The following is a 22,586-nucleotide window of genomic DNA, read 5'->3' as shown; positions in this document are numbered from 1 at the left end:
GTCAGGACACCTTGTGGCTATCGCCTTCGCCGCTGGACGCCTTGCCGGTCTCGGTGTCGGCGCCGGTCTCGCCGTCCGTCTCGGTGTCGATCTCCGCGTCTTCCTTTGCACGGGCGGCCTCGACCGCCTTCGCGGCCCGGGCCTCGACCTTCTCGGCGAAGGCCCGCCGCTGCGGGTCGAGCACGAAGAAGGAGAGCACGCCGCTGATCACGAAGGCCACGATCACCGAGAGGAAGATGTCGACCTCTCCGGCGACCAGCGACCAGACGCCCGCCACGATGCCGAAGGTGGCGAGCAGCGACAGCAGGCGCAGGCCGGTGTAGATCCAGAACTCTTTCATCGCGGGGCTCCCTCGGGGATGGTGAGCTCGACGACCGCCGGGGCGGCGGGGGCAGCGTACGAATGCTGCGAGGTCGAGGAGAAGTAGTTGATGCCGACGAAGTTGAACCACAGCGTGGCCAGCCCGATCAGCGCCACGATCGCCGCCTTCTTGCCCTTCCACCCGGCGGTCGCGCGGGCGTGCAGGTAGCCGGCGTAGACGACCCAGGTGATGAACGCCCAGACCTCCTTGGGGTCCCAGTTCCAGTAGGAGCCCCAGGCCTCGTGCGCCCAGATCGGACCGGAGATGAGCACGCCGAAGGTCCACACCGGGAACGCGAACGCGTGGATCCGGTAGGAGACCCGATCGAGCGCCTCCAGCTCGGGCACCCGCGCGAGCAGCGTGGCGTCGGGGAAGCGCGCCTTGAGGAGGTACGCAGCCGAGGCGATGCCGCCCAGCGTGAATCCGCCGGTGGCGATGATGGCGGCGATGACGTGGATGACGAGCCAGTAGGAGTTGAGCGCCTCGGTCAGCGGCGCGACCGGCTCATAGAGCCCGACCACGGCCAGCATCAGCACCACGACGGTGAACCCGAGCACCCACGGCGCCATCCAGGCCAGCTTCAGGCGACGGTAGAGGACGACGTACGCAGCGGTCACCACGAACGAGCCGGAGATCGTGAACTCGTACATGTTGCCCCACGGCACCCGGTTGGGGTCTGCGGCCATCCCGCGAGCGATCAGGGCGCCGAGGTGGCAGACCACCGCGATCGCGGTCAGCATCAGGCTGAGGCGCCCGAAGAGGGCGGCTCGATACTCGCGTACGTCAGCAGCGGGGTCCGCCGGGACCACCTCGCCTGCCGGGGCACCCGCGCCGACGAGCTCCTTCGTCGCGGCCGCGGCCTTGGCGCGAGAGAGCCACGCCGACCATTCGACCAAGGCGCAGAGCAGCGCCAGGAAGTAGACGACCCCAGCAGCCGTGATGGCCTGGTTGCTGAGAACGCCCCACGTGTGGTCAGACATCCTTATCCTCCTGTGTTCGCGCGCCTCGTAGGTTCTCGACCAGGCCGGTGACAACGGATGCGGTGTCTCCACCGCCGGAGCGGTCGAGGGCGGCGACCTCGACCAGTGTGCGCCCATCGACTCGGCGGGCGCGAACCCACACCCGTCGCGGACGGATGAAGAGGGACCCGAGCAGCCCCACCAGAGCGAGGGAGACGCCGAGGAGCGCCCACTCCTTGCCGGGTGACTTCGAGATCTGCACCCGGTTCCACTGCTGGACGTCGTCGAAGGAGACCGAGCCCAGCCCGTCGGGCAGCTCGGCCGTCTCGCCGAGGCGCAGGTTGAACGCCTTGCCGGTCTCGTCGGGCGACATCATGTTGGCCTTGGAGGTGTCGAGCGCGTAGACCGACTGGGGCCCGGCGTCGAGGTTGAGGTCGCCGCGGAAGCCCTGCAGCGAGAGCATCGCGTGCGAGCCGTCGCCGATGTCGCCCATCAGGTTGACCGGCTCGCCGTCGACGGTGCCCTCGAACGGGTAGAACAGCCCCTGGAAGCCGATCTGCTCGGGCGAGGCGTACGGCGCCTTCACGACGCCGAAGGAGAGCAGGTTCTGGCTCTGCGGGAGGAAGACGGTCGGGCCGGAGTAGGCCACGTTGCCCTCGCCGTCGCGCACCGTGATCACCGGCGCGTAGCCGTGGGCGAGCAGGAAGATGTCGGTGCTGCCGACGGTCAGCGGGTGGTTGACCTTGAGGTCGTACTTCTTCTCGTCGCTCGTCCCCGCGGTGTAGCGGAGGTTCGACTCGAACCCGCGCGCCGTCCCAGCGCCCGGTCCCGTGGTCAGCCACTCGGCCTTGAAGTCGTCGATCTTGAACGAGAAGTCGTCGAGGTCCTCGGGGGTGAAGAGCGAGCCGGACTTGAAGTCGTCGTACTGCGACAGCTCGTTGGCGAAGCCGTACTCCTCCCCCACCAGCACGATCACGCCGCCCTTGTAGCCGAACAGGCTCCCGAGCGCGAACGCGACCAGGACGATGATCAGCGACACATGGAAGACCAGGTTGCCGGCCTCACGCAGGTAGCCCTTCTCCGCCGAGACGGAGCGGTGTCCTGAGCCTGTCGAAGGGTCGCTGTCGCCTCCGGTCGACCCGTCCTTCCGGATCCGGTAGCCGCGCAGCTGCTTCCGCGCCGCGGCGAGCACCTCCTCGGGCTCCTCGTCGGTGACGTACGTCGCGGAGTCGGGCAGCCTCGTCAGCTTGGCCGGCGTCGCCGGCGGCTCGGCCCGCATGGCGCGCGCGTAGACCAGGCAACGCGGGATGATGCAGCCCACCAGCGAGACCATCAGCAGCAGGTAGATGGCCGCGAACCACGGCGCGGAGTAGACGTTGAAGAGGCCGAGCTTCTCGTAGATCGGGGTGAGCGTCGTGTGCGCCGCGCGCCACTGGTCGGCCTTGAGCGAGTCGACCCCGTCCTGCGGGATCAGCGAGCCCGGGACGGCGGCCAGCGCGAGCAGCAGCAGCAGGATCAGCGCCGTACGCATCGAGGTCAGCTGGCGCCAGCCCCAGCGCGCCAGCTCGCGGGCGTTCAGCTCGCCCGAGCGGCGTACGTTCGCTTGTTTCTGCTGGTCAGCAGGGTCCGTGTCGGTCGTCGGGGTGCTCATGCCGCCACCTCCGTAGTGCAACGCGAAGAGTACGGAAGTGGCGGCCTGAGACTGATCGTCGCTCGCTGTCGCTCGCTCATAGCGCGATGCCCTCCCAGCGTTGCACGACCTGGACCTGCAGCCATTGCATGCCGTTGTCCCACCAGCCGGTGAGCATGGCGATCCCGATCAGGATCATCACGACGCCGCCGATGATCGTGACCGCGCGGGTGTGGCGGCGGAACCAGCTCAGCGCGACGGTGGCCCGGCGCCACATCACCGCGACCAGCACGAACGGGATGCCGAGCCCGAGCGCGTAGACCGCGAGCAGGAGACCGCCGCGCGCGGCGGTGCCCTGGTCCCAGGCGAGCCCGGCGATGACGCCGAGCGTCGGCCCGGTGCACGGGGTCCAGGCGAGCCCGAAGAGGAAGCCGAGCAGAGGCGCCGCGGCCAGCCCGACCGCCGGCACCTTGTGGAACTTCAGGTCCCGCTGGAGCAGCGGGATGAAGCCCATGAACGCGATCCCCATGATGATCGAGAGCACCCCGAGGACTTTGGTGCCGGTCTCTTGGAACGCGAGCAGCTTGTAGGCGATCCCGCCCACGGTGACGCCCAACAGCACGAAGACCACCGAGAAGCCGGCGACGAAGAGCAGAGCTCCCGCGAGCATGCGGCCGCGGCGTACGTCGCCGGAGGCGAGGTCGGTGCCGGACAGGCCGGTGGCGTAGGAGAGATATCCGGGGAGCATCGGCAGCGTGCAGGGCGAGATGAACGAGAGAAACCCGGCCAGCAGCGCGATCGGCACCGCCAGCAGCAGCGACCCGCTCCCGGCGGTGCTCGCGAACCAATCCGTCATGCGGACTTCCCCGCCGAGGAGATGAGCTCGTCGAGCGTACGTGCGGAGGGGATCTCGCCGCGGATCAGCGCGGCCACGCGCCCCTCGGGGTCGAGGATCGCGGTCGCCGGGATGGCGCGGGGCGCCAAGGATCCCTTCAGCGCCAGGACGGCGGCGCCGTCGGGCGAGTAGACCGACGGGTACTCCACGCCGTAGTGCCGCTCGAACGCCTGCCCCTGGGCGGCCGAGGCGTCGCGGGTGTTGATCCCGACGAAGGCGACCTCGTCACCCAGCTCCTCGTAGGCGGCCTGGAGCATCGGCATCTCCTTGCGGCACGGCGCACAGCCGGTCCACCACACGTTGAGCACGGTGACCTTGCCACGGGTGTCGGCGAGGTCGAAGGGCTTGCCGTCGAGAGTCTCGCCGGCGAGCTCGATCGGCTCGCCTCGTTCGGCGGCCGGGATCTCCCGGGTGCGGCCGTCACCGGAGATGTAGCCGGCCTCGTTGGTGCCCGTCTGCCCGCACGCGGCCAGCAGCCCCACCATCACCACCGTGAGGAGGAGGCCACCCAGCTTCTTACGCACACGCAGGATGTTTCCTGACAAACCTGAGAGCCTCGTTAATCTTCCGAGTCTTCCGCGTCGCCGGCCGAGAACGGCGCGTACTTGTCCTTGGCGGGCAGCATGTCGCCGGCGGGCTCGCTGTAGGAGAGCGCGACGAACTCGTCGTCGACGAAGTGGAGCGAGGTCAGCGAGCACAGTGCGCACTGGCGGTGGCGCGGATCGTGCAGGAAGCTGCGGCCCTCGACGTGCAGCCGGGTGGTCCAGATCGGCAGCTGGTGGGAGACGATGACCACCTCATGACCCCGGGCCAGGTCTCGGGCGTCGTGGATCGCGGCCATCATCCTCGCCACGATCTCCAGGTAGGGCTCGCCCCACGACGGCTTGAACGGGTTGATCAGCTTCGGCCAGACCTTGGGGTCCTTCAGCGGTCCCAGGCCGTCCTTGAAGCTCTTGCCGACGAAGAGGTTCTCCGACTCGAGCACCCGCTCGTCCAGCGAGACGTCGACGCCGAGCGCCTTCGCCAGCGGGCCGGCGGTCTGCTGCGCCCGCTCGAGGGGGCTGGAGATGACGTGGGTGATGTCCTGCCCCGCGATCCGGTCGGCGACCCGTTCGGCCATCTGGACGCCGAGCTCGGAGAGGTTGTACCCGGCTCTGCGCCCGTAGAGGATGCCCTCCGGGTTGTGCACCTCACCATGACGCAACAGGTGGACCGTGGTCTCCATACTCATTCCCCTCCGGTGGGCGTGCCTGTCGAGATGACCGCCTTTGCAGCGACATCAGCAGCGTACGGAAGCGCCTCGACGATCTGGGAGACGGCTCGCTCGTCGTGCGCAGATGAGAGGAACCAGGCCTCGTACGCGCTCGGCGGCAGGTAGACGCCCTGGTCGAGCATCGCGTGGAAGAAGGCCTTGTACGCCGCCTCGTCGGTGGTCTTGGCCTCGTCGAAGTCGCGCACCGGCCTGTCGGTGAAGAAGACCGAGAACATCGTGCCGGTGGACTGGATGACGTGCGGGAGACCGGCCTTGGTGAAGCTCTCCTCGACCGCCGCCTTCACGACGTCGGCGGCCTTGGTGATGTGGTCGTAGACCTCGTCGGTGGCCAGCCGCAGCGTGGTCAGGCCGGCGGTGGTCGCGACCGGGTTCCCCGAGAGCGTCCCGGCCTGGTAGACCGGCCCTTCGGGGCTGAGCGAGGCCATCACGTCGGCGCGGCCACCGAACGCCGCTGCCGGGAAGCCACCGCCCATCACCTTGCCGAAGGTGACCAGGTCGGGAGTCCAGCCCTCGTGCTTGCCGTCCAGGCCCCACTGACCCTGGTTGCTCGCCCGGAACCCGGTCATCACCTCGTCGGAGATGAACAGGGCGCCATTGCTCGTGCAGATCTCGCTCAGGAACTGGTTGAAGCCCGGCTCCGGCGGGACGACGCCCATGTTGCCCGGCGAGGCCTCGGTGATCAGGCAGGCCACCCGGCCCTGATATTCCGCGAAGGCCGCGGTGACCGCGGCGCGGTCGTTGTAGGGCAGCACGACGGTGAGCTCGGTGCTGCTCTCGGGAACGCCCGGGGTGCCGGGGATCGCGTGGGTGACCAGCCCGGAGCCGGCGCTGGCCAGCAGCGAGTCGACATGGCCGTGGTAGTTGCCGGCGAACTTCAGGATCACATCGCGCCCGGTGAAACCTCTCGCCAGGCGAATCGCCGACATCGTCGCCTCGGTGCCGCTGCTGACGAACCGCACCTTCTCGACCGGCGCCCTACGCACGATCTCCTCGGCGAGCTCGACCTCGGGGGTCGTCGGCGTCCCGTAGGACGTGCCCCGCGTGACTGCCTCCAGGACCGCCGCCTGGACCTCCGGATGGGCATGACCCAGCAGCATCGGGCCCCAGGAGCAGATCAGGTCGACGTACTCGTTCCCGTCGACGTCGGTCAGCCACGCTCCCTTCGCCTCCCGGATGAACCGCGGCGTCCCGCCCACCGCGTTGAAGGCGCGCACGGGCGAGTTCACACCGCCCGGCGTCACCGCCTTCGCGCGGGCGAAGAGGGCTTCGGATGCCGCTGCGGACAGAGGTGAGATGTCGTGAGGCACCGGCTCATTCTTCATCAACCCAACCCGCAATCCGCATTTCGGGCCGATTCCACACGCATGCCACCGCCCGGCCAGGGTTACCCGTGCGTACGAAAATCGGGGTTCGCCGTCACGACCTGCACCAACCTGCGTCTCATGTGCGTCTCGTTAACTGGAACGCAATGTGCCAGTAAAACGTGACGTGCGTAACTTTGACGTGAGACGGTTCGTTTAGAACGTTGCGAATGGGGAGCAAGACCCGGAGCTTTCAGGTCCGGGGATTGAAAGGGAGATTCGATGTCCGCTACGCGCTACAGCCGCCTTCAGAAGGCGACCGCGCTCGTTCCGCTCGCGCTGCTCAGCGCGGCCTGGACGGTCAACGTCACCGGTCTGACGCAGTCGAGTGCCACAGCTTCTGGTCCGGCCAGCTACGACGACGCCTTCAGCCTGCCTGACGGCACCTCGGTTCCGTCCGAGGCGATCGAGGCGCCGGCCAGCGTGTCCGCCTCGACCAACAAGGGCGACAAGTCGCTGCCCGGGACGGCCAGCACGGCCGGCATCCCCTCCGCTGCGCTCGCCGCCTATCAGCGTGCCGCCACGGTCATCAACGCCGCCGACCCGGCCTGCAAGATCGACTGGCCACTGATCGCCGCGATCGGGCGGGTCGAGTCCAACCATGGACGCGCCAACGACAACCGTCTCACCGCCGACGGCGTCTCCACCCCTGGCATCTTCGGGGTGCCGCTCAACGGCAAGGGCAACGTCTCCCAGATCACCGACACCGACGGTGGACAGTACGACGGCGACACCAGCTACGACCGCGCGGTCGGCCCGATGCAGTTCATCCCCTCCACCTGGGCGATGGTCGGCGTGGACGCCGACGGCGACGGCAAGCGCAACCCGCAGGACATCAACGACTCCGCCCTCGCCTCTGCCGTCTACCTCTGCTCCGGCAACGACGATCTCTCCACCGACCAGGGCGCACGGGCAGCGGTCTTCCGCTACAACCACAGCCAGGCGTACGTCACGACGGTGCTCGGTGTCGCCGAGGCCTACCGTTCCGGCGACTTCACCTCGATCCCGAACAGCACGGTCCCGGTCGACTACGCGATCCCGCGGATGGATGCTCCCAAGCCTTTGAAGCAGAAGGACCGCGATTTCCGGGCCGGCGGCAAGCAGCAGGCCGGACCGCGTGGTGGCTCCTCGCAGGGTCCTTCCAGCCCCTCGTCAGAGACCCCGGCCGGCCAGACACCGGGCGGCGGTAACGGAGGCGGCACCGGCGGCGGTAACGGAGGCGGCGGCACCGTCGACCCCGCGAAGCCGCTGGCGCCGGTGACCAAGCCGGTCGAGGACCTCGCCGCTTCCACCGACGAGCTGCTCAAGATCTGCACCGACGCCTTCGCCAAGAGGTACCCGGGTCTCGTCGGGAAGCTCAGCGGGCCGATCCAGACCTGCGTCAGCCAGCTCGCCGGAAAGACCGTCCCCGAGGCCCTCGGCGCCGTCGGTGGCGTCATCGGCGGCCTCCTCACGGTGATCACCCAGATCCTCGGCGGCCTCGTCGGCGCCAAGCCGAACTGACTCTGAACCACGAAGGGCCCCGCCATCCGGCGGGGCCCTTCGTGTGTCTGGCGCGCTCAGCGGACGTGTAACACGCTGTTCGTAGGACTATCCGGTCGTTCTAAAAGGCGAGTAGTCCTACGAACGACGTGTTACAGCTGCTCGGAGGCGCGCCACAGCCCCATCGAGCCAGCGGGACGGACGGCCGATCAGGCGGCTGGTTCGTCGTCCGCGTACTCGGTGACGAAGCCGCGGCCGGCCTCGCGGACCGCGACCAGGGCCGACACGTCGGCCAGCAGGGAGTTGAGGTGGTAGTCGGCGACCGACTCCGCGATGGCGTGACTGCTGGCCGTCGGCTTCTCGTCTTCACGACGTCCGTGCCACAGCCGGTGCTGGGCGCCCTCGTTGAGCGAGAGCAGCATCGGCGCGGTGGCTGCGGGGTCGGTCTGGCGCAGCTCACCGCTGTCGACGCCGAGCTCGAGGAGCCGGGCGGCCACGGCGCACAGCTTGTCGCCGTCCTCCTCGAAACCCTCGAAGACCTGAGGCTGCGCCAGAGCGGCGATCTCCAGCTCGTAGAAGTCGAGCGGGGCGGTGCACAGCTGGCGGACATCGGTGTAGAGGAAGGCGTAGAGCCTGGGAGCGACCGGACCGTCCTCCTCGAGAAGCTTCTCCGCGAGCGTGAGCGACTCGCGGTTCTTCTCCATCAAGGCGGAGAGGATCCCCTCCTTGGACTTGTAGTAGTAGTACATCGAGGATTGCCGCAGCCCTACGCTCTCGGCGATCTGGCTGATCGTCGTCGCCGCGACCCCTTGGGCAGTGAAAAGCCGGGAGGCCTCTTTGAGGATCTCTTCCCGGGGATTCGCCGAATCACGCCCGCTGTTGCGCGGCCGTCCGGTGCGCTTCGGGCTGCCCAACTCTCGATTGGTCACGGTCTCGAGTCTACTCTCAGGAGGTGTTCCACGTCACAGAGCTGCTCGGGCTGATCGGGCGAAGAAGTCAGCCTCGCAGCCAGCCTGCTGCCTCGGTGGCCCAGTAGGTCAGGATGACGTCCGCGCCCGCCCTCTTGAAGGCGGTGAGTGTCTCGAGGATCGCCGGTTCGCGGTCGATCCAACCGTTCGCAGCGGCAGCTTCCAACATCGCGTACTCCCCCGAGATGTTGTACGCCGCCACGGGAACATCGACAGACTCACGCACTCGCTGGAGCACGTCGAGATACGGAAGTCCGGGCTTGACCATCACGATATCGGCGCCCTCGGCCACGTCAAGGAGCGCCTCGCGGACGCCCTCGAGTGCATTGGCCGGATCCTGCTGATAGGTGCGCCGGTCTCCCTTGAGCGCGGAGTCGACCGCCTCCCGGAACGGACCGTAGAAGGCCGAGGCGTACTTCGCGGAGTAGGCGAGGATCGAGACGTCGGTGTGGCCGGCGCCGTCGAGAGCATCACGGGTCACCGCGACCTGACCGTCCATCATCCCGGACGGCCCGACCATGTGGACGCCGGCCTCGGCGTGGGCGATCGCCATCTGGGCGTAGATCTCAAGGGTGGCGTCGTTGTCGACGGAGCCGTCCTTGGCCAGGACGCCACAGTGGCCGTGGTCGGTGAACTCATCCAGGCACAGGTCGCTCATCACCGTGAGCGCGTCGCCGACCTCCGAGACCACGTCGGCGATCGCCACGTTGAGGATGCCGTCGGGGTCCAGCGCGCCCGAGCCCACGGCGTCCTTCGTCTCGGGGACGCCGAAGAGCATGATCCCGCCGATACCGGCGGCGGCAGCCTCCGCCGCGGCCTTCCGCAGCGACTCCCGGCTGTGCTGGACGACCCCGGGCATGGTCGAGATCGGGACGGGCTCGTCGATCCCCTCGCGCACGAACGCGGGCAGGACCAGGTTGGCGGGGCGTACGGCGGTCTCCGCGACCATCCGACGCATGATCGGCGTGCGGCGCAGCCGACGGGGACGGATCACAGGCTTCTCGATGCTCATCAGATCTCCAGGTTAGCGCGTGGTTCCTTCGTCAAGATATGCAGCCGAAAGACCACATCCCCAGCGGAACTCCGCTGGGGATGTGTGCCTTGATCTGCATACCCTTCGACAAGCTCAGGACATCGCCTTGACGAAGGGACGCGGCGGGTCAGCTCGTGCGTGAACGGCGGCGCGAGGCGGGACGACGGTCGGACGGCTTGGTGACCGGCAGGCCCTGCTCGACCAGCGCGGCACGACGCGCGGCGCCGAAGTCGGCGAGCGCCTCGGTGAGCGCCTCGATCGACGGCTCGGGCGAGATCACGTCGACGCGCAGGCCGTGCTCCTCGGCGGTCTTGGCGGTGGCCGGACCGATCGCCGCGATCACAGTGGAGGTGTGCGGCTTGCCTGCGATGCCGACCAGGTTGCGGACCGTCGACGAGGAGGTGAAGACCACCGCGTCGAACTTGCCCGTCTTGATCGCGTCGCGGGTCGGCGCGGGCGGCGGGGCCGCCCGGACCGTGCGGTAGGCGGTCACGTCGTCGCACTCCCAGCCGAGGTCGACCAGGCCGGCGATGAGGTTCTCGGTGGCGATGTCGGCACGCGGCAGGAAGACCCGGTTGATCGGGTCGAGGTCCGCGTCGTACTCAGGCCACACCTCGAGCAGGCCGGCGGCCGACTGGTTGTCGGTGTTCGGCACCAGGTCGGGGCGCAGGCCCCAGGCCTCGAGCGCCTGCCCGGTCTTCTCGCCGACGGCGGCGATCTTCAGCCCGGAGAAGGCACGGCAGTCCAGGCCGTACTCGTCGAACTTCTCGCGCACGGCGCGCACCGCGTTGATCGAGGTGAAGGCGATCCAGTTGTAGCGGCCCTCGACCAGGCCGCGTACGGCCTTGTCCATCTGCTGCGGGTTGCGCGGCGGCTCCACGGAGATCGTGGGGACCTCCTCGGGCACGGCGCCGAAGCCCTTCAGCTTCAGCGACAGCGCCGGCGCCTGCTCCTTGGTGCGCGGCACGAGGACGCGCCACCCGAAGAGCGGCTTCGTCTCGAACCACGAGAGCGTCTCACGCAGGTTGACCACCTTGCCGATCACCACGATCGCCGGCGGCGCCATTCGTGCGGCACGAGCGTCGGCGCCGATGTTCTCCAGCGTCGACTCTATCGTCGACTGCTCGGTCGTGGTGCCCACGCGGGTGATCGCGACCGGGGTCTTGGCCGATCGACCCGCCGCGATGAGCTCCTTGGCGATGTCGCCGATCATGCCGACACCGGAGAGGAGCACGAGCGTGCGGTGGTCCGCGTACTGGCTCCAGTCGATCTTCTCGTTGCAGGTGACCACGGCGACCTCTTGGTGGTCCTTGGTCGTCAGCGGGATGCCGGCGTAAGCGGGAACCGCCGACACCGACGAGACGCCGGGGACGATCTCGAAGCCGATGCCCGCCTTGGCGCAGGACTGCGCCTCCTCGGGGCCCGAGGCGTAGAGGAAGGGGTCGCCGGTCATCAGGCGCACGACGCGCTTGCCCAGCTTGGCCTGCTTGACGACGGCCTTGGCACGGGCGGCGTTGGCCAGGGGCTGGCCGTCCACGCCGAACCCGCCGTCGATGAACTCGGGTCCGACCGGTTCTGGGCTCTCCTCACCCTCGGCCGGCTCGACCGGCTCGGGGATGCCGAGTACGCCGCGCACCAGTGCTGGGTGCTCGGGGGCCTCGGTCACGACGACATCGGCCTGCTTCAACAGGTCGATCGCCCGTACCGTCAGCAGCTCAGGGTCACCGGGACCGCTGCCGACGAAGGACACCCAGCCCAGTGGGGTGGCCGAGCTGTGCTCGGCCGTCTGCTCGGTGATCTTTGCTCGGGTCATGCGTTGCGCACCTTGTCCTGCTCGGGAGCGGTCTGGGGGGAACCGCCCGTGTCCATGACAGCCTGGCCTGGGTCCGCGGGATCGTCGGTCAGGTCTGCTGCACCCTCGGCGAGCATCTCCTCGGCGAGCCGGCGCCCGACGCCTGCGGCGTCGTCGACCGGGCCGGATGCGGAGAGTCGAACCGAGAGCGAGCCGTCGAGTGAGAGCGCGACTGCCCGCACCCACAGCTCTGGTCCTTCCTCACCCTCAACCACGTCGGCGAGGGTCCCGATGGGCGCAGCACAGCCACCTTCGAGGGTGGCGAGAACCGCGCGTTCTGCCTCGACGGCCGCTCGGGTGGGCGAATCGTCGAGGGAGGTCAGAATCTTGCGTACGTCGGCATCGGCGTCACCTGCACGGCACTCGACCGCCAGGGCGCCCTGGCCGGGAGCGGGCAGCACCTGGATCGGGTCGAGGACCTCGGTGACCTCGTCGAGGCGGCCGATGCGGGCCAGGCCGGCGCGCGCGAGGACGACCGCGTCGAACTCGCCCGAGCGGACCTTGCCGATGCGGGTGTCCACGTTGCCGCGGATGCCGGCCAGCTCGAGGCCGAGGCCGAGGGCCTTGATCTGGGCGACCCGCCGAGGGGAGCCGGTGCCCACCCGCGAGCCCGGCGGGAGCTCACCGAGGGTCAGGCCGTCGCGGGCGACGATCACGTCGCGCGGGTCCTCCCGCGGCGGGACCGCGACCAGCTCGATGCCCTCTTCGGGGTAGGTCGGCAGATCCTTGAGCGAGTGGACCGCGAGGTCGATCTCCTTGGCGTGGAGCGCGTCGCGCAGCGCGCTGACGAAGACGCCGGTCGAGCTCGCGCTGGTCAGCGGGGTGTTCGCCGCCTGGGTGCGATCGCCGTCGGAGACGATCTCGACCAGCTCGACGACGTGCCCCTGGGCGCGGAGCATCTCCGCGACGAGGGTCGACTGGGTGACGGCGAGCTGGGAACGGCGGGTGCCGAGACGAAGGGTTCTCATGAGTGGTCTCCTGGGACGTCGGCCCGGGTCACCGCGGAGACGGCCTCGGGGTCGAGCGCGAAGAGCTCGGCGAGGGCCGCGGCGTAGGACACCACGCCGGACTCGTTGGCGAGCTCCTTGACCCGGACGGTCGGCTCGTGGAGGAGCTTGTCGGCCACGCGGCGTACGGTCCGGAGGACCTCGGCACGAGTCGCCTCGTCGAGGTCGGGCAGCTTGTTGTCGAGGCGTTCCATCTCGGTGTCGACGACACCGGTGGCCATGCTTCGCAGGGCGACGACCGTCGGCGTGACCGCGGACTGGCGCCGAGCGCTCAGGAAGGCCGCGACCTCCTGGGTGACGATGTCGCGGACCGCGAGCACCTCCTTGCCGGCGGGCGAGGCGTGCAGCTCGTCGGCGAGAGCGGCCAGGTCGATCAGGGTCACGCCCGGGAGCGAGCCCGCGGCAGGGTCGATGTCGTGGGGCAGCGCCAGGTCGATCAGAGCGATCGGGTGGCTGCTGCGGTCACCGACCATGTCGGCCGGCACGAGCAACCCGCTGGCGCCCGCACACGTGATGACGATGTCGGCGGCCGCGATCTCATCGGCCAGCTCCTCGAGGGAGGCCGAGCGCGCGGCGTACTCGTTGGCGAGGCGCTCGGCGTTGGCCGTGGTGCGGTTGACCACGACCACGTCGGCCGCCTCCATCCGGGACACCGTCGCGGTGGCCAGCCCGGCCATCGCACCGGCTCCGACCACGGCGACCCGCTTGCCGCGTACGTCGCCCACGGCTCGTGCGGCACGACCCAGCGATGCGGTGACCAGGGACGGTGCGGCCCGATCGATGTCGGTCTCCGCCCGCGAGCGCTTGCCGACCCGCAGCGCCTGCTGGAACAGGCTGTTGAGCGCCGGTCCGACCGTGCCCATCTCCTGGCCGAGCTGCAGGGCGGCACGTGCCTGGCCGAGGATCTGCCCCTCGCCCACCGCCATCGAGTCGAGCCCGGCGGCCACCTTGAACAGATGGGAGACGGCGCCGTCGTCGTAGTGGACGTAGAGGTGCGGCAGCATCGTCTCGAGCGTCTGACCGGCACCCTCGATGATGCGACGCGAGAGCTCCTCGACGGAGCCGTGGAACCGCTCGACCTCGGTGTAGATCTCGAGACGGTTGCAGGTCGCGATGACCGCCGCCTCGCTGACGTGTTCACAACCAGCCACGTCAGTGAGGAGCTTCTGCAGCCCTTCGGTGTCCACCGAGGCCGCCTCGAGCAGCGAGACCGGCGCAGAGTTATGCGAGATTCCGACTACCAGAACACTCATGCCGTGATCCCTTCCTCGGAACCATTGTCCACCGTCACGGCCGCCTCGGCAGACTCCGCAGCCTTGCGCGACTCGTGATAGGCGAGGATCTGCAGCTCGATGGAGAGGTCGACCTTGCGTACGTCGACACCCGGCGGCACGTTCAGCACGGCGGGCGCGAAGTTGAGGATGCTGGTGATGCCGGCCGCGACCATCGCGTCGGCGACGTCCTGGGCGGCGGTCGCCGGCACCGAGATGACCCCGATCGAGACCTGCTCGGCCGCGACGATCCGGGCCAGGTCGGCGAACGGGCGGACCTCGAGCCCCGCGACCTCCCGGCCCTGCATCGGCGTGGCCGCGTCCAGGAGCGCGACGGTGCGGAAGCCACGGCTGCTGAAGCCGGAGAAGTTGGCCAGCGCCTGGCCGAGGTTTCCGATACCGACGATGATGACGGGCCAGTCGTGGGTCACGCCGATCTCGCGGGCGATCTGGTAGCTCAGGTAGTCGACGTCGTAGCCGACCCCACGAGTGCCGTAGGAGCCCAGATAGGAGAGGTCCTTGCGCAGCTTGGCGGAGTTGACGCCGGCGGCCGTCGCGAGCTCCTCGGAGGAGCAGGAGACGATGCTGCGCTCGGCGAGCGAGGTCAGGGCCCGGAGGTAGACCGGGAGCCGGGCGACAGTCGCCTCGGGGATGTCCCGGTGGGGGTCGTGAGCACCGCTGCCCTCGCCCGTATTCGTGCTCCGTGCCGTCACGCTCTGCTCTTTCAATGCCGGCGCCACAGGCGGGGGCTTTTTAGCCCGGGATCGCCCTTGCGGCTCCGCCACCATACGGAGTTTGTGACCGCGAGAACAAACTCGCAGCCCGTTGGCTAGCACACGTCCCTGCGGAGTTGGCAGAGGGGGGTTGTTCGGGGTAATGGGCCGATCGACAGTTATTCTGGGGAGCGCGCCAGCGCTGACCTCAGCCGCTCCTCGGAGACACGCCAGAAGTCGTGCTGCTTCCCATCGACGTACGTCACCGGAACCTCGTTCGTGAAGCGCTCGCGCAGCTCCTCGTCGGTGTCGATGTCGACCTCGGTGTAGTCGTCCCCGACCACACTTTCGACCACGAGCCGAGCCTCGTCGCACAGATGGCAGCCCTGACGGGAGTAGAAGGTCACACGCGGTTCCACCCGACCATCTTGGCACCTGACCCCCATGACGGCGTCATGACCATTACTGTTGGCGAAATGAGCAGCGCCAGCGACCGCCGCCGCGCCGAGCTGCGGCGAAAAGACCTCAAACGCCGCTCGGCTCTCGCCGGCGAGGCCTCCGCCGCGGCCGCTGAGATCGAGGCCTGGCTCTATCCGACGGGCGGAGACCCGGCGGCGGCAGCGTTCTTCGACGTGGACAACACGATCATGCAGGGCGCGACCATCTTCCACCTGGCCCGCGGCATGCACCGGCGCAAGTTCTTCCGTACGCGGGACATCGCCTCGGCTGCGTACAAGCAGGCGTACTTCCGCGTGGCCGGGGTCGAGGACCCCGCTCACATGGAGTCGGCGCGCTCCTCGGCGCTGTCGTTCATCCGCGGCCACCGTGCCGACGAGGTCGAGAGCCTGATGGAGGAGATCTTCGACGAGGGCATGGCCCATCGGATCTGGCCCGGCACCAGGGCTCTGGCGCAGACCCACATCGATCAGGGCCAGCGCGTGTGGCTGGTGACCGCGGCACCTGTCGAGGCGGCTCGGGTCATCGCCCGCCGGCTCGGGCTGACCGGCGCGCTCGGGACGGTGGCAGCCACTGAGGACGGCGTCTACACCGGCGCCCTCGTCGGCGAGATGCTCCACGGGCCGGCCAAGGCCGAGGCCGTCAAGGCGATCGCCGCCCGGGAGAGCCTCGACCTGTCGCGTTGTGCGGCCTACTCGGACTCCTACAACGATCTGCCCATGCTCTCCCTGGTCGGGCATCCGTGTGCGATCAACCCGGACGCGCGCCTGCGCGCCCACGCGCGCGCGAAGGGCTGGCCGATCCGTGACTACCGCATCGGACGCAAAGCCGCTCGGGCAGGCGTGATGACAGCTGCGCTGGGCGGCGCGGCCACCGGGGCGATCGCGGTGGCGATCGCTCTTCGGGGCAAACGGCAGTGATCCACCTGGTCGTTAACGAAATTGCCACCACACGCCGACAGAAGTTCGGCTCTGGACCTGACATCTGGACGCGCTAACCCGTAAGGTGGCTCTCGCTCAGGGGGAGTCTTCGGGAGGGACCCACATGTCGCGCCGCACCAATGACGTCCGTCGTCGCTTGGATGCGCTGCGCGCTGCGGTCGAGCTCTTGATGAACGAGGGCTATGAACCGGCCTACGCCGGCGTCGCCGGTGCCACGGGCCCGTTCGCCGAGCCCGAGCCACGCGGCTCAGGTGGCAACCAGGAGATCAAGCCCCGCTCCGACAACGAGCCCGAGGACGACACCGAGCTCGCCACGTCCTCGGAGGAGAGCGAGGCCGACCGCACCCGCCTGATCGCGCTGGTCGAGCTCGCCCGCAAGGGCGACAAGGATGCCTTCGGCCTCCTCTACGACCACTACCACGGCGCGGTCTACCGGTTCCTCTTCTATCGGACCCGCTCGACCCAGGTCGCCGAGGACCTCACCTCGGAGACGTTCTTCCGCGCGCTGCGCTCGATGACCGGCTTCCGCTGGCAGGGCAAGGACTTCGGCGCCTGGCTGATGACCATCGCCCGCAACCTCGCCACCGACCACTTCAAGGCGGGGCGTACGCGGCTGGAGATGACCACCGAGGACATGGGCCTCCACGACTCCTCGGCCGACGGCCCGGAGAAGATCGTGATGGCGGGCGTCACCAACGAGATGCTGCTCGGCGCCCTCTCCAAGCTTCCCGACGAACAACGCGACTGCATCATCATGCGTTTCCTCCAAGGGCTGTCGATCGCCGAGACAGCCGCTATCCTCGGACGCAGCGACGGAGCCGTGAAACAGCTCCAGCTGCGCGGGATCCGAAACCTCGCCAAGCAGATGCCTGACGGGATCCGCTGATGACTGTGTTCCGCACCACCCTGAATGCTCGACCGGTTGCCGTAACCCGCGGCCGGGGCGACTCGTTGTCTGACATGGCTGCACCTTGCGCGCAGCTGTTTCGACGAATCCCTCACTGCCGATACCGAGTAGGAACCCTTCGATGAGCCCGGCATTCCCGGCGCGAAAGCGCGCCGACGAGTTCGACCGAATGGTCGCGGCCTGTGCCGCGACGGATCGGCGTGCCTCGCAGTCTGCCGATGAGCTTCGCGATCTGGCAGTCTTCGCTTCGTCGCTCTCCACTCTCAGCGACTCGACCGTGCCCAGTCGCGACTTCTCCGTCTCGCTGCGAGAGCGGCTGATGGAGGCCGCCGACACCGAGCTCGTGCCGGCGCCGCGGACCGAGAGGACCGTCGAGCGCAAGCTCACCGTCAGCCCGGTGAGGCCCCGCCGCCAGCGCAAGCTGGCCGTCGCCTTCGCCGCGATGGCGATCGTCGGTGGCACCGCAGGCGCCGCGGCCGCATCCCAGACCGCGCTTCCGGGCGACTCGCTCTACCCGGTGAAGCGGGCCGTGGAGAACGTCTCCGCCGGCTTCACCGTCAGCACCCAGGCCCGTGGCATCCGGATCCTCGAGGACGCCGGCACCCGTCTCCGCGAGGCCGAGTCCTTGGTCGCCGAGGCGCCGATGACCGACACCGAGCAGGTGACCTCGACGCTCGAGACCTTCTCGCGTCAGGCCGCTCGTGGCTCCGACCTGCTGATCAGCGACTTCGAGCAGTCCCAGGACAACGCATCGCTCGCCCAGCTGCGTACGTTCGCGGCCGATGGCGTCGAGGAGCTCGCCGCCCTGGGCCCGAAGGTCCCGGAGCGGGCAGAGCCCGCGGTCTCCGACGCCGCCCAGACGCTCGTGCTGATCGACCAGGCCGCAGCGCAGCTCTGCCCCACCTGTGGTGGCGGCATCACCGAGCTTCCGGCGACGCTGGTCTCCAGCCTCACCTCCGACATCGACGGGCTGCTTCCGGCCGACACCGTCGTCGAGGCCGAGGCGCTGCCGCCGCTCACCCAGGACAAGAACGCCCTCGACCTTCCCTCCATCGACCCCGACAAGATCGGTCCCGGCTCGGTGACCGATCCCAAGGGCGATAAGAAGGACCCGGAGCGACCCTCCGAGGACCCGGGCGAGGACGGGAGCATCCTGCCGACCCCGACCCCCTCCGAGGACGGTCCCGACGAGGACCCCGCGCCTCAGCCCGACCCCGGCACCGTGACGGGTCCCGTCACCGGCCTGGTCACCGGCGTCACCGGACTGGTGGGCGACGTTCTCGCCGGCGCCACCGGTCTCCTCCTCCCCTGACCCATCCCCCGCGCCGAGACGTCACTTTCTGGGATCGAATGGACCATTCGATCCCAGAAACCGACCTCTCGCGGTCAGAAACTGACGTCTCGGCGGGTTTGGGTCAGCCGAAGACGGAGGCGCGCTCGCCCAGCAGGCGGTAGAGGGTCTGCTGGATCGTCTCGCGCACCTGGTCGGTGACGTTGAAGACCAGCATCGGGTCGTCGGCCTCTGACGCGTCGTACGCATCGGTGCGGATCGGCTCGCCGAACTCGATGAGCCACTTCGACGGAAGCGGGATGAGACCCAGCGGCCCGAGAAGCGGGAAGAAGGGCGTGATCGGCAGGTAAGGGACGCCGAGGACCTTGGCGAGGGCCGGGATGTTGCCGACCAGCGGGTAGATCTCCTCGGCTCCGACGACGGAGAGCGGCACGATCGGGACGCCGGTGCGCAGCGCGGAGGAGACGAAGCCACCGCGGCCGAAGCGCTGTAGCTTGTAGCGCTCGCTGTAGGGCTTGCCGATGCCCTTGAAGCCCTCCGGCCATACGCCGACGAGCTCGCCGTTGCGCAGCATCCGCTCGGCGTCCTCGCTGCAGGCAAGGGTGGCCCCAGCCTTGCGGGCGATGTTGCCGATGATCGGCATCCGGAAGACTAGGTCGGCCCCGAGCGGGCGCAGGTCACGCCCGAGCTCGTCATTGATCGAGACCATCGTCATCAGGCCGTCCATCGGAATCGTGCCCGAGTGGTTGGAGACGATCAGCGCGCCACCGTCGGTCGGGATGTTCTCGATCCCGCGCACCTCGACCCGGAACCACTTCTCCTTGATCGGCCGCAGCACGGCAAGCATGAAGCGTTGAGTGAGCTCGCGGTCGAAGCCGTATTCGTCGACCGAGTATTGGCCAGAGATCCGGCGCCGCAAGAACACGATGAACCGAGCGAGCTGCTCTTCCCACTCGGGGCCGAAGACCTCTTTGGCGGCGCTCTCCAGGGCCGCGGCCCAGTCGGACGCCGGGATCGCCCGTAGCGGGTGGCGATCGCGCGTCGTGGTGCCGGTGAAACCCTGGGCGGCGGACTCGGTCACCGGGGCGCTCCTGTCAGTCGGCTCTCCAATGTAGCCAGGGCGCGGTCGGTACGACTGACGGTCGGCCTCACACTGTCGGCGAAGTCCCGGACCGTGTCCGCGGTGGTGAAACGCGGTTCGAAGCCCAGCAGGGAGCGCATCCTCGTCGTGTCGACACCCCGGCCATAGGTCAGCAGCGCTCTCAGCTCGGCGGGGTACTCCCCACCACCGAACCTCGCCAGACCGAAGGCCGGCTCAGGGATCGGCACGGTCATCCGCTGCAGCCGCCTGGCGACCTGAGAATGGGTCAGCACACCGTCGCCGGCGACGTTGAACGTGCCGGGGACTCCGGTGCGTACGGCATGCTCGAGGACGCCGTAGAGATCCTGCTCGTGCAGGAACTGCAGGCGCGGGTCGTAGCCGAGCACGTTGGGCACGACGGCGCGCCGGAAGTGGGACGCGATCGGGCTGTGCACGTTCGGCCCGAGGAGGTTGGCACAGCGCAGCACCGTGACGGCCACGTCGGGGCGACGACGGGCGAAGCCGCGTACGTAGGACTCGATGTCGGCCACGTCGCGGGCATAGCCGGACGACGGGGTGCGCCGTGGCTCCATCGACTCGGTGAACATCGCCGGATCACGGCTGCTCGCCCCGTAGACCTGGGTCGTCGACTTGACCACGACCTGGCGCAGGGACGGCGCGGTCTGGCACGCCGCGAGGAGCTGCATCGTCCCGATGACGTTGAGCTCCTTCATCGTCGAACGACCCCCGGTGGTGCCGGGGGTCGCGATGACGCTGAGGTGGACGACGGTGTCGACCTCCTCCTTGGCGATCACCTTGGCGATCACCGGGTTGCGGATGTCGGCGCGGACGAATCCGACCTTGCCGATGTCCCCGCGAGGCGGGGCGACATCGACGCCGATCACTCGCTCGACGTTGGGGTGGCGGGCGGCAGCGCGCGCGAAACGGCGACCGAGGTCACGTGAGACCCCGGTGACCAGCAGGACCCGGCCGGGTCCGGTGCGTTCCGCCACCTACGCCACGTACGTCACTTGCCGAGCTTGCGGCGCTGGACGCGAGTCTTCTTGAGCAGCTTGCGGTGCTTCTTCTTCGCCATGCGCTTGCGACGCTTCTTGATGACAGAACCCACGGGGAACCCTTCACGATCGTTGCAGAGAATGCCGGCCCAGTGCCGACGCGGCCACTCACCGCAGCGAGCGGCAAACAGACCTAGGGGGTAAGACTAACGAAGCCAGGGCGCCCAGAGAGAATCGGTGACCTGATGAGACGGGGTGTTGCCCCCGCGCCCGTCGTACCCGGGCGCGGGGTCCGACAACTAGCCCGCGTTGTAGAACGAGCTCTTGAGGTACTCGTTCGCGTCGTCCTCCCGAACCCGGAAGGAGCGACCGACACGCACCGCAGGCAGCTCGCCCGAGTGAACCAACCGGTAGACCGTCATCTTGGAGACGCGCATCATCGACGCAACCTCGGCAACGGTCAGGAACTTGCTGTCAGAGATGTCTCCAGAAGGAGTAACCATCTGCTTCCACCGTTCTCTCTCGAGTGATCGCGACGCCAGCGGCTTCCCCACCTCTGGTCCAAAAACGCGATCCCAAAGTGAGAATAGAGCCTGATGTGACTCGTGGGGAAGGGGACACCCCTACGAATCTCACATACTACCGGCGTGTCGAGTTGCTTTTGGGCGCGACGAACCACCCGTTTCTAGACCTTCTAGAAACCGGGGACTACGGCATCGGGTCGAGCCCGTGCAGCGGGAACACCGCTGTGCGAGTCGCGTGGACCTGCCGGTCCAGCCACGTGCCGGGGTCGTATCCGCTCCCCCAGTCGCGGTAGGCCGGTTCACGCCCGTCCGTCATGCGCAACGGTGCGACCCTCCCGAGGCGCGTCTGCACGTGCTCGCGCCAGCCACCTGGCACGTCGAGCGTCGGCTCCAAGGGATTACCAGACACTAGCGCAAGAAGATGCGTCCACGCGCGGGGAACCACGTCGACCACCGCATAACCGCCGCCGCCGAACGCGACCCACTTGCCCGCACACACCTCGTGGGCGAGGTCGTGAAGGGCGACGTACGTCGAACGCTGCCCGTCCACGCTGAGGGCCAGGTCGGCAAGAGGGTCGTCGGTGTGCGAGTCGCAGCCCTGCTGGGTCACCAGGATCTCCGGCTGGAACTCACGGACCAGGTCGGGCACGACGGCGTGGAAGGCACGCAGCCAGCCGTGGTCCGCGGTGCCGGGCGGGAGCGCGACGTTGACCGCGCTCCCCTCGGCGTCCGGGCCGCCGACCTCCTCTGCGAATCCTGTGCCCGGGAAGAGCAGCTGCCCGGTCTCGTGGATGGAGATCGTCAGGACCCGCGGGTCGTTCCAGAAGGCCCGCTCGACGCCGTCGCCGTGGTGCACGTCCACGTCGATGTAGGCGACCTTCTTCACCCCTTGGTCGAGGAGCCACTGGATGCCGGCGGCGACGTCGTTGTAGATGCAGAATCCAGCGGCGCGGCCGCGCATCGCATGGTGCAGACCACCCATGAGATTGGCACTGTGCAGGCTCTCCCCGGAGTAGACCTGGCGACAGGCCTCGATGCTCGCGCCGACGATGTGGGCGCTGGCGTCGTGGATGTGCGGGAAGACCGGGTCGTCCTCCGTGCCGAGGCCGTGGGCGAGATCCGGGTCACCGCTGCGGCCGGCTCTGATCACGGCCTCGATGTAGCTCTCGTCGTGGATGGTGAGCAGCTGCTCCGGGGTGCCCATCGGCGCCTCGACGACCTTCAGACGGTCGAGGATGCCGAGCTCGTCGGCCAGCCGCATCGTCAGGTCGACCCGGATCGGCGCCATCGGGTGGGTCGGGCCGAAGTCGTAGTCGGCCAGGCTGTCATCGAAGACGACCGTCGAGTGCCCCTGGCAGGTGTTCGGCCATGTGGTCGGCGGAGTCGTCATGGGCCACACGGTATCCGTGGGATGTGCGACACTGGATGGGTGTTCAGCATTCGTTCCACTCAGTGGTGGTCCGCCTCCTAGGCGGTCCACCCGATTGTTGAGCACTCACATCAGGCCGCCCGCGGGCGGCCTTTCTGATTGTGATCGTCGCTGACCCGTGGGCTTCACCACCCGA

23 protein-coding genes are annotated in these 22,586 nt (G+C 68.6%); 4 read left to right on the top strand and 19 right to left on the bottom strand.

Annotation, left to right across the window (positions count from 1 at the left end; translation table 11 throughout):
• Position 1: 1 nt before the first annotated feature.
• From BJ988_RS26535 to hemL, 7 genes are all read right to left on the bottom strand, one after another.
• A complete protein-coding gene (locus BJ988_RS26535) occupies positions 2–340 on the bottom strand; it encodes a DUF4229 domain-containing protein (protein WP_179660831.1) in 339 nt (112 codons plus the stop codon).
• Positions 337–1,341 carry a c-type cytochrome biogenesis protein CcsB gene (ccsB, locus tag BJ988_RS26530; protein WP_179660830.1) on the bottom strand — a complete coding sequence of 335 codons (1,005 nt, stop codon included), beginning with the start codon at positions 1,339–1,341 and terminating at the stop codon, positions 337–339. Before ccsB ends, BJ988_RS26535 begins: the two co-directional genes overlap by 4 nt.
• Positions 1,334–2,971 (bottom strand): cytochrome c biogenesis protein ResB, encoded by a 1,638-nt coding sequence (gene resB / locus BJ988_RS26525; RefSeq protein WP_179660829.1) that lies wholly within the window; start codon positions 2,969–2,971, stop codon positions 1,334–1,336. Before resB ends, ccsB begins: the two co-directional genes overlap by 8 nt.
• A gap of 76 nt (positions 2,972–3,047) precedes the next feature.
• The gene (locus BJ988_RS26520; RefSeq protein WP_179660828.1) at positions 3,048–3,806 is read right to left on the bottom strand and encodes a cytochrome c biogenesis CcdA family protein; all 759 of its coding nucleotides are present in this window, start codon (positions 3,804–3,806) and stop codon (positions 3,048–3,050) included.
• Positions 3,803–4,369, bottom strand: a complete 567-nt coding sequence (locus tag BJ988_RS26515; RefSeq protein ID WP_179660827.1) for a redoxin family protein — start codon at positions 4,367–4,369, stop codon at positions 3,803–3,805. Before BJ988_RS26515 ends, BJ988_RS26520 begins: the two co-directional genes overlap by 4 nt.
• A 35-nt stretch (positions 4,370–4,404) precedes the next feature.
• A complete protein-coding gene (locus tag BJ988_RS26510; RefSeq protein WP_179660826.1) occupies positions 4,405–5,076 on the bottom strand; it encodes a histidine phosphatase family protein in 672 nt (223 codons plus the stop codon).
• Positions 5,073–6,440, bottom strand: a complete 1,368-nt coding sequence (gene hemL / locus BJ988_RS26505; RefSeq protein WP_179660825.1) for a glutamate-1-semialdehyde 2,1-aminomutase — start codon at positions 6,438–6,440, stop codon at positions 5,073–5,075. The genes BJ988_RS26510 and hemL overlap by 4 nt, the downstream gene beginning before the upstream one ends.
• A gap of 261 nt (positions 6,441–6,701) precedes the next feature.
• Here hemL and BJ988_RS26500 point away from each other — a divergent pair, with 261 nt between their 5' ends.
• The gene (locus tag BJ988_RS26500; protein WP_179660824.1) at positions 6,702–7,982 is read left to right on the top strand and encodes a lytic transglycosylase domain-containing protein; all 1,281 of its coding nucleotides are present in this window, start codon (positions 6,702–6,704) and stop codon (positions 7,980–7,982) included.
• Positions 7,983–8,170: 188 nt separating this feature from the next.
• On the opposite strand, the gene BJ988_RS26495 is transcribed toward BJ988_RS26500, so the two are convergent.
• The 7 genes from BJ988_RS26495 to BJ988_RS26465 all read right to left on the bottom strand — a co-directional run bounded on the left by BJ988_RS26495 (position 8,171) and on the right by BJ988_RS26465 (position 15,224).
• Positions 8,171–8,890 carry a TetR family transcriptional regulator gene (locus BJ988_RS26495; RefSeq protein ID WP_179660823.1) on the bottom strand — a complete coding sequence of 240 codons (720 nt, stop codon included), beginning with the start codon at positions 8,888–8,890 and terminating at the stop codon, positions 8,171–8,173.
• Positions 8,891–8,957: 67 nt separating this feature from the next.
• Positions 8,958–9,941 (bottom strand): porphobilinogen synthase, encoded by a 984-nt coding sequence (gene hemB, locus BJ988_RS26490; RefSeq protein WP_179660822.1) that lies wholly within the window; start codon positions 9,939–9,941, stop codon positions 8,958–8,960.
• A 148-nt stretch (positions 9,942–10,089) separates the two neighbouring features.
• Complete coding sequence (locus BJ988_RS26485; RefSeq protein ID WP_179660821.1) at positions 10,090–11,775, bottom strand: bifunctional uroporphyrinogen-III C-methyltransferase/uroporphyrinogen-III synthase; 1,686 nt, start codon at positions 11,773–11,775, stop codon at positions 10,090–10,092.
• On the bottom strand, positions 11,772–12,782 hold the full coding sequence (gene hemC, locus BJ988_RS26480) for a hydroxymethylbilane synthase (protein ID WP_179660820.1): 1,011 nt from the start codon (positions 12,780–12,782) through the stop codon (positions 11,772–11,774). The genes BJ988_RS26485 and hemC overlap by 4 nt, the downstream gene beginning before the upstream one ends.
• The gene (locus BJ988_RS26475) at positions 12,779–14,074 is read right to left on the bottom strand and encodes a glutamyl-tRNA reductase (protein WP_179660819.1); all 1,296 of its coding nucleotides are present in this window, start codon (positions 14,072–14,074) and stop codon (positions 12,779–12,781) included. Before BJ988_RS26475 ends, hemC begins: the two co-directional genes overlap by 4 nt.
• Positions 14,071–14,805 (bottom strand): redox-sensing transcriptional repressor Rex, encoded by a 735-nt coding sequence (locus BJ988_RS26470; RefSeq protein ID WP_179660818.1) that lies wholly within the window; start codon positions 14,803–14,805, stop codon positions 14,071–14,073. Before BJ988_RS26470 ends, BJ988_RS26475 begins: the two co-directional genes overlap by 4 nt.
• 179 nt (positions 14,806–14,984) lie before the next feature.
• Positions 14,985–15,224 carry a glutaredoxin family protein gene (locus BJ988_RS26465; protein WP_343051802.1) on the bottom strand — a complete coding sequence of 80 codons (240 nt, stop codon included), beginning with the start codon at positions 15,222–15,224 and terminating at the stop codon, positions 14,985–14,987.
• A gap of 57 nt (positions 15,225–15,281) precedes the next feature.
• Between BJ988_RS26465 and BJ988_RS26460 the strand changes: the two genes are divergently transcribed.
• From BJ988_RS26460 to BJ988_RS26450, 3 genes are all read left to right on the top strand, one after another.
• Positions 15,282–16,181, top strand: a complete 900-nt coding sequence (locus tag BJ988_RS26460; protein WP_179660816.1) for an HAD family hydrolase — start codon at positions 15,282–15,284, stop codon at positions 16,179–16,181.
• Positions 16,182–16,305: 124 nt separating this feature from the next.
• Positions 16,306–17,088 (top strand): sigma-70 family RNA polymerase sigma factor, encoded by a 783-nt coding sequence (locus tag BJ988_RS26455; RefSeq protein WP_179660815.1) that lies wholly within the window; start codon positions 16,306–16,308, stop codon positions 17,086–17,088.
• Between the two features lie 142 nt (positions 17,089–17,230).
• Positions 17,231–18,421, top strand: coding sequence for a DUF5667 domain-containing protein (locus tag BJ988_RS26450; RefSeq protein WP_179660814.1), 1,191 nt, complete (start codon positions 17,231–17,233; stop codon positions 18,419–18,421).
• Between the two features lie 103 nt (positions 18,422–18,524).
• Here BJ988_RS26450 and BJ988_RS26445 read toward each other — a convergent pair whose 3' ends face one another.
• The 5 genes from BJ988_RS26445 to BJ988_RS26425 all read right to left on the bottom strand — a co-directional run bounded on the left by BJ988_RS26445 (position 18,525) and on the right by BJ988_RS26425 (position 22,411).
• Positions 18,525–19,481 carry a 1-acyl-sn-glycerol-3-phosphate acyltransferase gene (locus BJ988_RS26445; protein ID WP_179660813.1) on the bottom strand — a complete coding sequence of 319 codons (957 nt, stop codon included), beginning with the start codon at positions 19,479–19,481 and terminating at the stop codon, positions 18,525–18,527.
• Entirely contained in the window at positions 19,478–20,494 is a 1,017-nt protein-coding gene (locus tag BJ988_RS26440; protein ID WP_179660812.1) for an NAD-dependent epimerase/dehydratase family protein, read from the bottom strand. Before BJ988_RS26440 ends, BJ988_RS26445 begins: the two co-directional genes overlap by 4 nt.
• A gap of 14 nt (positions 20,495–20,508) precedes the next feature.
• Entirely contained in the window at positions 20,509–20,610 is a 102-nt protein-coding gene (locus tag BJ988_RS26435) for a 30S ribosomal protein bS22 (protein WP_008356322.1), read from the bottom strand.
• A 186-nt stretch (positions 20,611–20,796) separates the two neighbouring features.
• Positions 20,797–21,000 carry a helix-turn-helix domain-containing protein gene (locus tag BJ988_RS26430; protein WP_008356311.1) on the bottom strand — a complete coding sequence of 68 codons (204 nt, stop codon included), beginning with the start codon at positions 20,998–21,000 and terminating at the stop codon, positions 20,797–20,799.
• A gap of 205 nt (positions 21,001–21,205) precedes the next feature.
• On the bottom strand, positions 21,206–22,411 hold the full coding sequence (locus tag BJ988_RS26425) for an acetoin utilization protein AcuC (RefSeq protein ID WP_179660811.1): 1,206 nt from the start codon (positions 22,409–22,411) through the stop codon (positions 21,206–21,208).
• Positions 22,412–22,586: the final 175 nt, after the last annotated feature.

Source organism: Nocardioides panzhihuensis (assembly GCF_013408335.1).
In the GTDB taxonomy this organism is placed as follows: Bacteria; Actinomycetota; Actinomycetes; order Propionibacteriales; family Nocardioidaceae; genus Nocardioides; species Nocardioides panzhihuensis.
The sequence above is the reverse complement of the archived record's forward strand: the minus strand, read 5'-3'. Positions and strand labels throughout refer to the sequence as shown.

Coding starts and splice junctions, on each gene's coding strand:
- BJ988_RS26535 (WP_179660831.1), bottom strand. CDS start 340: ATGAAAGAGTTCTGGATCTACACCGGCCTGCGCCTGCTGTCGCTGCTC.
- ccsB (WP_179660830.1), bottom strand. CDS start 1,341: ATGTCTGACCACACGTGGGGCGTTCTCAGCAACCAGGCCATCACGGCT.
- resB (WP_179660829.1), bottom strand. CDS start 2,971: ATGAGCACCCCGACGACCGACACGGACCCTGCTGACCAGCAGAAACAA.
- BJ988_RS26520 (WP_179660828.1), bottom strand. CDS start 3,806: ATGACGGATTGGTTCGCGAGCACCGCCGGGAGCGGGTCGCTGCTGCTG.
- BJ988_RS26510 (WP_179660826.1), bottom strand. CDS start 5,076: ATGAGTATGGAGACCACGGTCCACCTGTTGCGTCATGGTGAGGTGCAC.
- hemL (WP_179660825.1), bottom strand. CDS start 6,440: ATGAAGAATGAGCCGGTGCCTCACGACATCTCACCTCTGTCCGCAGCG.
- BJ988_RS26500 (WP_179660824.1), top strand. CDS start 6,702: ATGTCCGCTACGCGCTACAGCCGCCTTCAGAAGGCGACCGCGCTCGTT.
- hemB (WP_179660822.1), bottom strand. CDS start 9,941: ATGAGCATCGAGAAGCCTGTGATCCGTCCCCGTCGGCTGCGCCGCACG.
- BJ988_RS26485 (WP_179660821.1), bottom strand. CDS start 11,775: ATGACCCGAGCAAAGATCACCGAGCAGACGGCCGAGCACAGCTCGGCC.
- hemC (WP_179660820.1), bottom strand. CDS start 12,782: ATGAGAACCCTTCGTCTCGGCACCCGCCGTTCCCAGCTCGCCGTCACC.
- BJ988_RS26475 (WP_179660819.1), bottom strand. CDS start 14,074: ATGAGTGTTCTGGTAGTCGGAATCTCGCATAACTCTGCGCCGGTCTCG.
- BJ988_RS26460 (WP_179660816.1), top strand. CDS start 15,282: ATGAGCAGCGCCAGCGACCGCCGCCGCGCCGAGCTGCGGCGAAAAGAC.
- BJ988_RS26455 (WP_179660815.1), top strand. CDS start 16,306: ATGTCGCGCCGCACCAATGACGTCCGTCGTCGCTTGGATGCGCTGCGC.
- BJ988_RS26450 (WP_179660814.1), top strand. CDS start 17,231: ATGAGCCCGGCATTCCCGGCGCGAAAGCGCGCCGACGAGTTCGACCGA.
- BJ988_RS26430 (WP_008356311.1), bottom strand. CDS start 21,000: ATGGTTACTCCTTCTGGAGACATCTCTGACAGCAAGTTCCTGACCGTT.
- BJ988_RS26425 (WP_179660811.1), bottom strand. CDS start 22,411: ATGACGACTCCGCCGACCACATGGCCGAACACCTGCCAGGGGCACTCG.